Below are 12,969 nucleotides of genomic sequence, written 5' to 3'. Positions count from 1 at the left end.
CGGCTCCGTTTTCCTGCCTGCGGCGCGGCAAACTGGGCGCAAGGCCGAACCCGTGGCGCGCCGTAGACATTAAAGGGAGCGCGAGGGCGATGGCCCTCGCATCTTCTCTTTCCTTCTCATCCCCCTTACATCACCTGAATGCCAGAACTTCCAGAAGTCGAAACCACGATCCGCGGCCTGACGGGTTACCTTCACAACCGCCGGATCGAGCGCATCGAGGTCCGCCGCGAGGGCCTGCGCCGCCCCTTCCCGCCCGAACTGGTGCAGACGCTGACCGGGGCGCGGATCATCGATCTCACAAGGCGCGCGAAATATGGCGTGCTGCATACGGACCGCGATGTGGCGATGGTGTTTCATCTGGGCATGTCGGGCCGCTGGCGGATCGAGCCCGATGCGCTGGAAAAGCACGACCATCTGGTGCTGCACACGCAGGCCGAAGGCCCCCTGCCCGCCGCCATGCTGGCGCTCAACGATGCGCGGCGGTTTGGCTCGGTGGATCTGGTGGCCAGCACGGCGCTGGATCTGTGGCCTGCCTTTGCCGCCCTGGGGCCTGAGCCTTTGGGCGATGGGCTCAGCGTTGCCCATCTGGCGGCAGCCTTCAAGGGGCGTATCGGGCCGGTGAAGCTGCTGCTGCTCGATCAGGGGATCGTGGCGGGGCTGGGCAACATCTACGTCTGCGAGGCGCTGCATCGCGCGCATATCAGCCCGCTGCGCAGCGGGGGCTCGATCAAGAAGGCGGAGCTGACAAGGCTGGTGCCCGCGATCCGCGATGTGCTGAGCGAATCCATTCTGGCAGGCGGCTCGACGATCCGCGACTATGCCCAGCCCAATGGCGAGCTGGGCTATTTCGCGGCCAACTGGCGCGTCTATGGGCGGGAGGGTCAGGCCTGCCTCGCGCCGGGCTGCAAGGGCACGATTGCGCGGGTTACGCAGGGTGGACGCTCCACCTTCTGGTGCCCGGTGTGCCAGCGTTAAGCCCATTGTTATGGCGCTCAGTGCTTGACGATTCGCAACACCCTCGCTAAGGGCGCTGCCTTCAAGGTGACCTGTGCCTGTGGCGCGGGTCTGCCTGTATCAGGTTTCAGCAGCATTTTCGGCCGCTTTCGGCCAGTTTGAGGATAGACATGGCCAATACGCCGCAAGCCCGCAAGCGTCTCCGTCGCAACGAGAAGCGCGCAGAGATCAATGGTGCCCGCGTGTCGCGCATCCGCACCTTCGTGAAGAAGGTCGAGAGCGCCATCGCCGGTGGTGACAAGACCGCCGCCGCCGAAGCCCTGCACGCCGCCCAGCCCGAGCTGGCCCGTGGTGTTGCCCGCGGCGTGATGCACAAGAACACCGCCAGCCGCAAGCTGTCGCGCCTGACCAAGGCTGTCGCGGCGCTGTAATCAATCGGCTGCCGGTTGCTCTCGAGTCGCTAAAACGATTCGCCGATGGTGACCGAAAAAGCAGCGATTGTTTAAGTATTGTGACGAGGATTAACCGGTGGGGTTTCCCCCGCCGGTTTTTTCGTGCCCGCGCAAACCAATTGTCAGCGAACTGCAACGAATCGTGGAAATGCGCCGATTCGTGAAAACCTCATGAAATTCATCTGCATTTTCTTGTTAATAATCAGGTGATTATTCGTCTCGACGGTTTTCTCCCGCTGCATCACTGTCAAGGTGGTTTATTTCAAAATTTTTGCAGGGAGCCCCCTTGCTCTGCCCCCAGAGTCGTCCATAGAAACCCTTCTGCCCCGGACACATCCTGCTCGGGGCTTCATGGAAAAATGACTCACCGGATGTCCGTGCCGTGGGTGGTTCGGGCCAGCGAAGAAGCTGTGCCTGAATGCGTCGTGGGCATCACAGGTGAGGGAAGCGGATCGCGCAGGCATGCTTTTTCCCCCGTCCCTTATGGACGGGGCAGGCAGGCCCGCGACCGTGTGTGATGTGTGGTTTAATGTGTCGTGGCCGCGTCAACCAGCGCTTCGGGCGCTGATGTGCGGCGTGGTTGGTAGCTGGTCAGGTTTGTAGCAGGCATTTTTACAGGCAATGACGGATCGGGAGTATCAACGCGTGACAGGAACGGTGTGGGGTGGACGACGCGCCGAAACGGCCGGCAAGAGCAAGGCCGCCCCGGACAGCGCGCAGGATCAGGAGGCGATCGATCTCGCCGCCGACTGGGCCGATATCAGCCAGGGCCTGCGCAAGGATCTGGGACAGCAGCTCTTCAACCAGTGGATCCGTCCGATCCAGCTGGGCGGCTTCTGCAAGGAAACCGGCACGCTCGACCTGTATCTGCCCACCGAATTTTCCGCCAACTGGGTGGCCGACCGCTATTCGGACCGCCTGACGCTGGCCTGGAAGATCACGCGTGACGTGCGCCATGTGCGCATCTCGGTGCATCCGGGCCGCCGCGCCATGCCCGAGCTGCGCCTGACCCGCGACACCGCCGCACGCCCCGCCAATGACACGCCCGCCCCCCGCGCCTCCAGCCTGTCGGTGGGCGAGGTGGCCAGCGTGGTCACCGATACGCTGGGCATGGCCTCGATCGGCCTCGACCCCTCGCTGACCTTCGCGACCTATGTCACCGGCACCTCCAACGTGCTGGCCGCCAATGCCGCCCAGCGCATGGCCGCGCTGGAACAGCCCCAGTTCTCGCCCCTGTACCTCAAGGCCGCGACGGGTCAGGGCAAGACCCATCTGATGCACGCCATCGGCCACGCCTTCCTGGCCAACCATCCGCGCGCCCGCATCTTCTACTGCAGCGCCGAGCGCTTCATGGTCGAGTTCGTGCAGGCTCTCCGCTCGAACCAGACCATCGAGTTCAAGGCCCGCCTGCGCGGCTTCGACCTGCTGCTGGTGGACGATATCCAGTTCATCATCGGCAAGGCCTCGGCGCAGGAGGAATTGCTCTACACGATCGACTCGCTGCTGGGCGAAGGCAAGCGTCTGGTGTTCGCCGCCGACCGCGCGCCCCAGGCGCTGGACGGCGTGGAGCAGCGCCTGCTCTCGCGCCTGTCGATGGGTCTGGTGGCCGATATCCAGCCCGCCGACATCGAGCTGCGCCGCTCGATCCTCGAGCACCGTCTGGCGCGTTTTGCCTCGCCCACGGCGGTTCCTGCCGATGTGATCGAGTTCCTGGCCCGCACCATCAACCGCAATGTGCGCGAGCTGGTCGGCGGCCTCAACAAGCTGATCGCCTATGCCCAGCTGACCGGCCAGCCCGTGTCTCTGGCGCTGGCCGAGGACCAGTTGACGGACATCCTGTCGGCCAACCGCAAGCGCATCACCATCGACGAGATCCAGCGCACCGTCTGCCAGTTCTACCGCGTGGACCGCACCGAGATGTCGTCGAAGCGCCGCGCGCGCGCCGTGGTGCGGCCGCGTCAGGTGGCAATGTATCTGTCGAAGGTGCTGACGCCGCGTTCCTATCCCGAGATCGGGCGCAAGTTCGGCGGGCGTGACCACTCGACGGTGATCCACGCCGTGCGCCTGATCGAGGATCTGCGCACGCGGGACGCCGATATGGATGGGGATGTGCGGTCGCTGTTGAGGCAGCTGGAAAGCTGAAGAAGAATAAGTGCGAGGGGGTTACCCCCTCGCGCTCCCATAACGTCTTCCGACGCAGCGGCAGTGGCTCCCTATCGTGACGCCCAACCTCTCCACCAGCACAAGATAAGGCGCCGCAGGCAGTGATGCCCCGGCGCCTTTTCGCGTTTAAAGGCCTGCGGCGCGGCAAACTTTGCGCAAGGCCGAACCCGTGGCGCAACGTAGACATTCATGGGAGCGCGAGGGTGTAACACCCTCGCATCTTTCTTTTTCTGCCCCTAAAAACTCCCCTCACCCCGCCTTCCCAACTGCTCACCGCAGCGACTGCACAAAAACCCTGTGTGCAGCTGCACAACTGCACAAGCCGTGACTTGTCGGGTTAAGGGCATTCCCCCTAAGGCACGATCAGACCTGTGGCCCCTTGGGCGCGCACCGTTTGCAGAGGACAGCATGAGCGATACTCCATACGTATTCAAATTCGGCAATGGCGCCATTTCGGCTGACCCGCGCTCGCGCGACAAGACCGTGGTGGGTGGCAAGGGCGCCAATCTGGCGGAGATGGCCAGCATCGGCCTGCCGGTGCCTGCGGGTCTGACGATCAGCACCGAATTTTGCGCGGTCTACAACAGCAACGGCAAGCAGTTCGACGACTCGCTGCGCGCGGGCGTCGCCGATGGCGTGAAACACATCGAAGCCGCCACGGGGCGCATCTTCGGCGACACCGCCAATCCGCTGCTGGTCTCGGTCCGCTCGGGCGCGCGTGTGTCGATGCCGGGCATGATGGACACGGTGCTCAATCTGGGCCTCAACGACCAGACGGTGCAGGGGCTGGCCGATGGCTCGGGCAATCTGCGTTTCGCGTGGGATTCGTATCGCCGCTTCATCCAGATGTACTCGGACGTCGTGCTGGGTCTGGAGCACCATCTCTTCGAGGAAGCGCTGGAGCAGGCCAAGGAAGACCATGGCTTCCACGAAGACACCCAGCTTGAGGCCGATCACTGGCAGGCCCTCGTCACGATCTACAAGCAGATCGTGGCCGATGAGCTGGGTCGTCCCTTCCCTCAGGATGTGCATGAGCAGCTGTGGGGCGCGATCGGCGCCGTCTTCGACAGCTGGGAGAGCGAGCGCGCCAAGGTCTACCGCCGGTTGAACGACATTCCCGGTGGCTGGGGCACCGCCGTCAATGTGCAGGCGATGGTCTTCGGCAATATGGGCGACACCAGCGCCACCGGCGTCGCATTCACGCGTGACCCGGCCACCGGCGAAAAGGCCTATTACGGCGAATGGCTGGTCAACGCGCAGGGCGAGGATGTGGTGGCGGGCATCCGCACGCCCCAGTACCTCACCAGGCAGGCGCGCGAGCGTGCCGGTGCCAAGGCGCCGAGCATGGAAGAGGCCATGCCCCAGGCCTATGGCGAGCTGGCCCATGTCTTCGAGGTGCTGGAAAAGCACTATAAGGACATGCAGGACATCGAGTTCACCGTCGAGCGCAACCAGCTCTTCATGCTCCAGACCCGCAGCGGCAAGCGCACCGCCAAGGCCGCGCTGAAGATCGCGGTGGAGATGGTGCAGGAAGGCCTGATCGACGAAAAGGAAGCCATCCTGCGCGTCGATCCCATGGCGCTGGACCAGCTTCTCCACCCCGCGCTCGACCCCAAGGCCGTGCGTGACAATCTGGGCAAGGGCCTGCCCGCCTCGCCGGGCGCGGCCAATGGCATCATCGCTCTGGACGCCGACACCGCCCAGCAGTGGGCCGAGCGCGGCGAGAACGTCATCCTCGTCCGCGTCGAAACCAGCCCCGAGGATATCGCGGGCATGCATGCCGCGCGCGGCGTGCTAACGGCCCGCGGCGGCATGACCAGCCACGCCGCCGTGGTGGCGCGCGGCATGGGCCGCCCCTGCGTCTCGGGCATGGGCACGCTCTCGATCGACAATGCCAGCCGCACGCTGCGCTTCGGCGCGCGCATGCTGAAGGAAGGCGATGTCATCACCATCGACGGCAGCACCGGCGACGTCTTCGCGGGCGCCGTCCCCACCATCGAGCCCGAGCTGGGCGACGATTTCGCCACCCTCATGGGCTGGGCCGACAGGCACCGCCGCATGAAGGTGCGCACCAACGCCGAAACGCCCGAGGACTGCCGCATGGCCCGCGTCTTCGGCGCCGAGGGCATCGGCCTGTGCCGCACCGAGCACATGTTCTTCGACGCCGAGCGCATCCCCTACGTCCGCCAGATGATCCTCGCCGAGGATGAGGCCGGTCGCCGCTCGGCACTGGCGCATCTGCTCCCCGCCCAGCGCGAGGACTTCCGCGCCATCTTCAAGATCATGGCCGGCCTGCCCGCCACGATCCGCCTGCTCGATCCGCCGCTTCACGAATTCCTGCCGCATGGCGACAATGAATTCGCCGAACTGTCCGAAGCCATCGGCATCGGCGTGGAAACGCTGAAGCGCCGCGCGGGCGAACTCCATGAGTTCAACCCCATGCTGGGCCATCGCGGCTGCCGCCTCGCCATCACCTTCCCCGAGATCTACGAGATGCAGGCCCGCGCCATCTTCGAGGCCGCCACGGACGTGGCGCTGGAAAGCGGCGAGGCCATCGTGCCCGAGGTGATGATCCCGCTCGTCGCCACCAAGCGCGAGGTCGAGATCCTGAAAGCGCTGATCGACCGCACCGCCGCCACGGTCTTCGAGGAAAAGGGCAAGACGCTCGACTATCTCGTCGGCACCATGATCGAGCTGCCCCGCGCCGCGCTGATGGCCGGTGAGATCGCGGAAGAGGCCCGCTTCTTCTCCTTCGGCACCAACGACCTGACGCAGACCACGCTGGGCATCAGCCGTGACGACGCCGCGCGCTTCCTGGGCGCCTATGTCGATCAGGGCATCTACCCGCGTGACCCCTTCGTCAGCCTCGACATCGAGGGCGTCGGCCAGTTGGTTTCGCTGGCCGCCGAGCGTGGCCGCAAGACCCGCCCCGACATCAAGCTGGGCATCTGCGGCGAGCATGGCGGCGATCCGGCCTCCATCGCCTTCTGCGAGGCGACCGGGCTGGATTACGTCTCGGCCTCGCCGTTCCGTGTGCCGATTGCGCGGTTGGCGGCGGCTCAGGCTGCGATCAAGGGGTAAAAAAGGGAAGGTGCGAGGGGGTTACCCCCTCGCGCTCCCATGACGTCTTCCGACACGAAGGTTGGTGGCATCCAACGGTTGCGCAACCTTTCCACGGGCACGAAAAGGCGCCGCAGGCAGGAATGCCTCGGCGCCTTTTTCTCGTTTAAAGCCTGCGGCGCGGCAAGCTAAGCGCAAGGCCGAACCCGGTGCGCGACGTAGACATTAAAGGGAGCGCGAGGGCGATGGCCCTCGCATTTCCTCTTCTAAAACCCCTTTACCAACCCCCACCCAACGCCAGAAACAGCGACACCTGATCGTGAGCCAGCCCCTCACGCGCGCTGAGCTCCGAAGCCTTCGCGCCCAGAGCCCCCTGACGCCCGCCGATATCCGCCAGCAGCGGCGAACGCCCCGCCGCCCGCAGACGCCGCGCCTCATCGGCGGCCTTGTCCGCCGCCTCGCGCGCGGCCACGATGGCCACGGTGCGGTCGCGGTCCTGCGCATAGGCGTTGAGCGCCGTCTCGGTCTCACGCAGGGCGCCCAGCACCACGCCATCGAACCTCGCCAGAGCGGCATCGGCATCGGCGCCTGCCGCGCGCACCTTCGCGCGCGACGCCGCATTGGGGATGTTCCAGCGGATCAGGCCGCCCGCGCTCCACATGTTGGCGGCGGCCTGCCCCAGATCCTTCAGGAAGCCCAGCGAGCCGCCCGAGAGGCCGATCCCCACGCTGGGGTACAATTCCGCCGTCGCCACACCGATGCGCGCTGTGGCGCCTGCCAGATGGCGCTCGGCCATGCGGACGTCGGGGCGGCGGCGCAGCAGGGCAGCGCCATCACCGACGGGCAGCGGGTTCTTGAGCTGCGGGATGGCGTTGCAGCTTTCAGCTTCGCGCGGATATTCGGTGGGCGTGCGGCCCATCAGATAGGCCAGCCGATAGAGCGCAGCCTGCGCGCGCGCCTTCTGCACGGGTACAAGGGCGCGCAATTGCTCATAGCGGCCTTCCGCAGCGGTCACCTCCACCGTGGAGGTGCGCCCGGCGGCCTGCAGGCGCCTGGCGACATCCAGCGCGTGGCCTTGCAGCTCAAGCGCCTGTTCGGCCAGCTCGCGGTCCTCATTGGCGCCGCAGATGGTGATGTAGGCGCGGGCCACATCCGCGGCCAGAGTCACCTTCACCGCGCCAATCGTTGCCTCGGTGGCCTCTTCATCGGCGCGGGCGGCTTCGATGCTGTGCTTGATGCGCCCGAACAGGTCGATCTGATAGGACATGGAGGCCGAGGCCGTGCCCAGCGTCGCCACCGGGATGGGCTCTTCCAGCAGATAGGATTCGCCCGAGAGGCGCGCGCGCTGCACGCCGAAGCTGGCGGCGAAATCGGGTTCGCGCTGGCCCTCGGCGGCGGCGGAGACGGCGCGGGCGCGGGTCAGGCTGGCCTGGGCCACACGCAGGTCGATGTTGGCGGCGAGCGCCTGTTCCTCCAGCGTATCGAGCACCGGATCGTCATAGAGGTGCCACCAGCGGGCGGGCAGATCGTCGCGCGAGACAGCGCCGGTCTGCTGCAGGGCATCGCCCTCGCGGAAGGCGCCCTGAGTCGCCGGATTCTCGATCACCGGCTTCTGCGCGACATGGGGCGGCACGCCGCAGCCCGCCAGCGCCAGAAGAGCAACCCCGGAAAACAGACGCCTCACTGGTGCTGCTCCGGCTGCTGCCCTTGCTGCTGCTTCTTGCTGCCCTGATCCAGCGTCACCGTGGCGGTGCGGCCCGAGATCAGCGCGACATCGGCGGGCGGATTGTCCAGCGCGATACGCACCGGCACGCGCTGCGCCAGACGCACCCAACTGAAGTTGGGGTTGATCGCGGGCAGGCCATTGGGGCTGGCCGAGCGATCATGATCCTCGATGGCCGAGGCGATGGAGGTGACATGGCCGGTCAGCGTCCGGCTCTCGCCCATCAGGCGCACCGTGGCGCGCTGGCCGATATGGACCTGAGGCAGCTTGGTTTCCTCGAAATAGCCCTCGATGCGCAGCGAGCCGGTGTCCACCAACGCCAGCACCGGCTTGCCCGGCGCCACATAGTTGCCGGGACGCAGCGAGAGGTCCGACAGGCGGCCATCCAGCGGCGCCACCACACGGGTCCGCTCCAGATTCAGCGCCGCCACATCGCGGGCGTTCTTCGCTTCGGCCACCGCCGTCTGCGCCTCGGCCAGAGCGGCGCGGGCTTCGGCCAGCTTGGCCTCGCCCTCGGCCACCTTGGTCTGGCTCTGCTCGGTGGTCTCGGTGGCGACCAGTTCGCCCAGTCCCTTGTTGCGGGTGGCCTCGCGACGGGCTTCACCGACGCTGGCGGTGGCGCTCTGGATCGCGGCCTGGGCGCGGATCACGGCGGCGCCCGCCTTCTGCTGCGCCACCTCGGCCTGATGCAGCGCCAGTTCGAAGCGCGCGCGATCGATCTCGAAGAGCACATCGCCGCGATGCACAAGCTGGTCGTTGCCGACATAGACCTTGGTCACCAGCCCCTGCACGTCGGGCGCCACCTGCACCACTTCGGCGCGGACGCGGCCGTCGCGGGTCCAGGGGTCGACCTGATAATGCGTCCACAGGGCACGCGCGCCGATCACCGCCACGATCACCGCCGCTCCGGTGGTGGCGACGCGGATCGCCTGGCGCAGATTGCGGGAAAGGGGGGCGTTCATGGCAGCAGTCCTTGCGGTACGGGGAGGGGGTAGAGGGTGATGAGGCACCAGATCGTGACGAAGAGCGCCGTGTCGAACAGCACCGGATGCCAGACCCAGCGATAGAAGCGCAAAGCCACCAGCAGGCGGTGCACCAGCAGCGCGATGATGAAGGCCAGAAAGGCGGTGACGGGCACCGTGGCGACCAGCACGCCGCCAAAGGAATATTCGGGGATCATGCGGTCACCTCCGGGCTGGGGCCTTCGAGCGCAAAGGCCGGGGCGGCGGGAAACAGGTTGCGGCGCATCGCCACCAGAGCGGCACGGCCCTGCGCGCGGTTGGCGACGATCAGGGCATGGGGCAATGCGCCCGTCCCGATCAACTCGCCCGCCGTTTCCGGCAAGGGCATCGGGCCATCCAGCGTAAGCCGCAGCGCCTTGTCGATCTGGCCGAGCAGTTCGGGCGGCGGCGCATCGCCGGGCTGGCTGGTGGCGAAGTGGTCGCGCGCGGTGCGCAGCAGGCGGGTCAGCGCGACGCGGGGGGCACGCGGCGCGTTGACCCGCAGATGCTGGATCGTCACCAGATTGAGCGCCACGCGCACCTCGCCAAGGCCCGCCACCGAAAGGTCGCTGTCATCGGTCAGGCGCTGGGTGATCAGCGCGAGCTGATCGGTGGCGCGCACCAGAGTGCGGTTGGGATCAGGCGGCGTGCGCGCGCCGGCCAGCACCGCCAGATCGGCATGCAGGCGCTTCACCAGCACGGCGATGGCGCTTTCCGAGCTGACCTTGCGGAAGGTGGCCGTCACGCCCACCGCCACGGCCACGGCCACCACCTGCCCGCCATTGGTGTTGATGAAGCGGGCCAGATCGGCGGTATAGGTCTCGGTGATGGCGATGCCGCTGCCAAAGCCGACCATGAAGGCCGTGGCCGTCCCGCCATAACGCGGATGCATCATGAAGACGCCCGCCACCAGACAGATCGGCAGCAGCACCAGACAGAGCATCTCGAAGGTTTCGATGTGTGGCAGGATGCCGAAGAGCACGACGCCCGCCACCGGCACGCTGGCGATGATCGAGCCGCCGAAGTTGATGATCGCGGGCACCGGATTGTCCAGCGCGGCAAACAGGCAGCAGAACACCGCCGTCATCGCCGCCGCCCCCGCGCCATCGACCCAGCCGGTCCAGATCCAGAAGGTGCAGATCAGCATCAGCGCGAACATCGCGGCCAGCCCGGCCAGCACCGCCGAGCCCGGATCGGTGTGCAGCTTCAGGGGAATACGCTCTGCCACCAGTTCGTCGGGCACGCGCACATCGGGGTTGTCGAGCCTGGCCAGCAGTTGGCGGCACTCGGCGATCACCGTGGCGCTTTGCGTCAGCCGCACCAGAAAGCTTTCGCGCAGCAGGCCACGCCAGTCACGCTCCGGCGGGGCCATGTGCAGATAATCGGGGACCTCCGGCGGCGCACCGGCTTCCAGCCAGCGGTCGGTGCTGGCCAAGGCTTCCTCCAGCACCGCGTCATCGCCCAGCGCCGCGCGGCGGTCCACACTGCCCGAAAGCAGCGGCAGCAGCAGCAGCATGCGATACAGCAGCGCCTGCACCACCCGCGTCGCCTCGCGCCAATGCGAGGTGTCATAGGGCACATGCGTCGCCAGCGCGATGCAGTCCAGCGCATCGACGGCCAGCCTGCGGCGGTCGGCAATCTCGTCGGGGTTGCCGGCGACGGCGTCGCGCATCCATTGCTCGGCATCGTCAAGCCAGCCATGCAGGCGCGGCCCCAGCCGGTCGCCCACCGACAGCGGCCAGAAGATGCTGTGCGCCACGGTGATGCAGACGATGCCCAGCGTGATTTCGGTAACTCGCGCCGCCGCCGTGTCGAAGATCGCCTCGGGCCGGTCGACGCTGGAAAAGCCGATGATCGCGGCGGTGTAGCCCGCCAGCATCATCACATAGGCGCGCGGGGAGCGGTCCAGCAGCGAGACGGCCAGGCAAAAGCCCACCCAGCTCGCCAGCCCAAGACTGAGCAGCGCGGGCCAGTTCACCAGCGCGGGCACCATGGCCACGGCCACGGCGGCACCGATGGTCGTGCCCATCACGCGGTAGATCGATTTGGAACGCGTCGCGCCCGACAGGGGGTTGCTGGTGATGTAGACGGTGGTCATCGCCCAGAAGGGCATGGGCAGGCCGATCGCCAAGGCAATGCCCAGCGCGGCAAAGGCCGCCGCGGCGGTCTTGAGGGAATAGAGTGTGGCCGGGCCCCAGCGCATCAACGCGCCTCCGCGTCACGCGGGACGCAGGCGCGCGCAGGCGGCACGGCAAAGCCCGGCGCGCAAACACCTTTTGCGGCCACGCTGCCATGGCCGCTGTTCCATTTCCTTGGGGTCAAGATCATCCAGTCTCTCATACCCCCCCATTCACCCCGTTACGCAGGGGTGCCCCGACAATCAATCCGACCAACCGCCAATAAACCCTTACCCTTTGGTCCTGTCTTTGTCCTTGGCCGGATCCTCAGAACTGATGGCGCAGCCCGAAATTGATGGTGGTGGTATCCCCCGACACCAGCCCCACCGTGCGCGCCACCGTCATCTCCGCCCGCACCAGCCGTGTCACCGCCAGCGAGCCATGCATCGCAATCTCCGCCCAGGGGTCGCGCAGCCGCAGGAAGCCCGCGCCCGGCCCCGGCAGCCCCGGCCCCGATCCCGCCGGACCGCCGACGCCACCCACCCCGCCCGCTCCGGCAAAGGAGGTGGCGTTGCTCGACCACAGGGCGGCCACCGACAGGCCCAGATAGCTGCGCCGCGCCTTGCCCATCATGCGGTCGATGCGCAGGCGGGCGGTGCCGGTCCAGGTCGGCTCGCCGGTGGCGTAATCCTGTCCGACGAGCGCCGGCGCACCGGGGATCTGGGGGATGGAGCCGGCCGGATGCAGCCAGCGTCCCCAGGCATAGACCACCGCCGCCGTGGGGGTGATGAAGATGCGGTTGTTGACCGGGATCATCCGCCCCAGGCTGATGCCCGCGCCGTAATAGGGGCTGCCCTTGGTCGCGGCATTGCTGGGGCGCACCAGCGTGGTCTGGCCCGAGCCATCGTCGACGCGCACCGCGCCGAAATCCTGCCAGCCATAGCTGACATAGCCATCGAGCAGCCAGTTGTTGAGATTGACCCCGCCCGCCAGCGTGCCGACATTGAAGGTCGAGGCCGCCGACACCGCATCGGAGAGCAGCGGCGTGTGGTAGCGCATGCCGCCCACCTGCACATAGCCATGGCCGATCTGGCGGCGCAGCTCGACCGCGCCATAGGCGCCGGTCGCGCCGCCATCGCGCGGCGAAAGCCCGCCCGAGACGCTGAGCGACCAGAGCGGAGGCGCCGGCAGGATCTCGCGACGATCGCCCGCTTCGGGGGGGATCGCCACGCCGGGCACCTGAAAGCAGTGGTCCATGCCGTCAGCCGGGCAAGGCACGGTGGCCGGTTCGGGCGGGGCGCTTTCGGGCACGGAGCCATCGGAGGCACGGCTGCCCACCGGGGCGACGGCCTGCGCCTGCGCCCAGGCGGGCACCGCCATGGCCAGCAGGCCGATGCAAAGGGATGCGATCTCGCTCTGTCTCATTCCCGGACTCGTCATACCCCTGACGTCGATAACCCCCTGCCGCCGCTGGATGGCCTGAGAGGCCTTCCGGGACA

9 protein-coding genes are annotated in these 12,969 nt (G+C 67.0%); 4 read left to right on the top strand and 5 right to left on the bottom strand.

The features are described from left to right. Positions 1-138: 138 nt before the first annotated feature. The 4 genes from mutM to ppdK all read left to right on the top strand — a co-directional run bounded on the left by mutM (position 139) and on the right by ppdK (position 6,650). A complete protein-coding gene (gene mutM, locus ABDW49_RS02755; protein WP_343609547.1) occupies positions 139-975 on the top strand; it encodes a bifunctional DNA-formamidopyrimidine glycosylase/DNA-(apurinic or apyrimidinic site) lyase in 837 nt (278 codons plus the stop codon). A 149-nt stretch (positions 976-1,124) separates the two neighbouring features. Next, positions 1,125-1,385, top strand: coding sequence for a 30S ribosomal protein S20 (rpsT, locus tag ABDW49_RS02750; protein WP_343609546.1), 261 nt, complete (start codon positions 1,125-1,127; stop codon positions 1,383-1,385). Between the two features lie 678 nt (positions 1,386-2,063). Beyond that, complete coding sequence (gene dnaA, locus ABDW49_RS02745; RefSeq protein ID WP_343614101.1) at positions 2,064-3,548, top strand: chromosomal replication initiator protein DnaA; 1,485 nt, start codon at positions 2,064-2,066, stop codon at positions 3,546-3,548. Positions 3,549-3,977: 429 nt separating this feature from the next. Then, complete coding sequence (ppdK, locus tag ABDW49_RS02740) at positions 3,978-6,650, top strand: pyruvate, phosphate dikinase (RefSeq protein ID WP_343609545.1); 2,673 nt, start codon at positions 3,978-3,980, stop codon at positions 6,648-6,650. Between the two features lie 256 nt (positions 6,651-6,906). On the opposite strand, the gene ABDW49_RS02735 is transcribed toward ppdK, so the two are convergent. The 5 genes from ABDW49_RS02735 to ABDW49_RS02715 all read right to left on the bottom strand — a co-directional run bounded on the left by ABDW49_RS02735 (position 6,907) and on the right by ABDW49_RS02715 (position 12,895). After that, complete coding sequence (locus tag ABDW49_RS02735) at positions 6,907-8,313, bottom strand: efflux transporter outer membrane subunit (RefSeq protein WP_343609544.1); 1,407 nt, start codon at positions 8,311-8,313, stop codon at positions 6,907-6,909. Further along, complete coding sequence (locus tag ABDW49_RS02730) at positions 8,310-9,314, bottom strand: HlyD family secretion protein (RefSeq protein WP_343609543.1); 1,005 nt, start codon at positions 9,312-9,314, stop codon at positions 8,310-8,312. Before ABDW49_RS02730 ends, ABDW49_RS02735 begins: the two co-directional genes overlap by 4 nt. Then, on the bottom strand, positions 9,311-9,532 hold the full coding sequence (locus ABDW49_RS02725; RefSeq protein ID WP_343609542.1) for a DUF1656 domain-containing protein: 222 nt from the start codon (positions 9,530-9,532) through the stop codon (positions 9,311-9,313). The genes ABDW49_RS02730 and ABDW49_RS02725 overlap by 4 nt, the downstream gene beginning before the upstream one ends. Beyond that, the gene (locus ABDW49_RS02720) at positions 9,529-11,556 is read right to left on the bottom strand and encodes an FUSC family protein (protein WP_343609541.1); all 2,028 of its coding nucleotides are present in this window, start codon (positions 11,554-11,556) and stop codon (positions 9,529-9,531) included. Before ABDW49_RS02720 ends, ABDW49_RS02725 begins: the two co-directional genes overlap by 4 nt. A gap of 241 nt (positions 11,557-11,797) precedes the next feature. After that, the gene (locus tag ABDW49_RS02715; protein WP_343609540.1) at positions 11,798-12,895 is read right to left on the bottom strand and encodes a hypothetical protein; all 1,098 of its coding nucleotides are present in this window, start codon (positions 12,893-12,895) and stop codon (positions 11,798-11,800) included. Positions 12,896-12,969: the final 74 nt, after the last annotated feature.

It is taken from the genome of Novosphingobium sp. (assembly GCF_039595395.1).
In the GTDB taxonomy this organism is placed as follows: Bacteria; Pseudomonadota; Alphaproteobacteria; order Sphingomonadales; family Sphingomonadaceae; genus Novosphingobium.
This window is presented reverse-complemented; position numbering and strand designations above follow the sequence as displayed.